Below are 219 nucleotides of genomic sequence, written 5' to 3'. Positions count from 1 at the left end.
GCCGCCTATGACGCCGATCACTTGCGCCAAGCCATCGCCGCCAAAGGCGCGCTCGCCGTCATTCCCAACAACCCGTCACGCGCGCTCAAATACCCACTCGACAAGCATCTCTACGCCCAGCGTCATCCCGTCGAATGCTGCTTCTCAAAGCTCAAGCAGTTCCGACGTGTCGCAACCCGCTTCGAAAAAACGGCCCGGAATTACCGGGCCGTCGTCACT

Annotated in this window: 1 pseudogene; it reads left to right on the top strand. The window is 60.7% G+C overall.

The annotated features are described in order from the left end of the window. A pseudogene (locus FNJ47_RS49445) lies at nt 1-219 on the top strand (IS5/IS1182 family transposase); the annotation flags it as partial.

Origin of the sequence: Bradyrhizobium uaiense (assembly GCF_010811875.1) — a bacterium.
Taxonomy (GTDB): Bacteria; Pseudomonadota; Alphaproteobacteria; order Rhizobiales; family Xanthobacteraceae; genus Bradyrhizobium; species Bradyrhizobium uaiense.
This window is presented reverse-complemented; position numbering and strand designations above follow the sequence as displayed.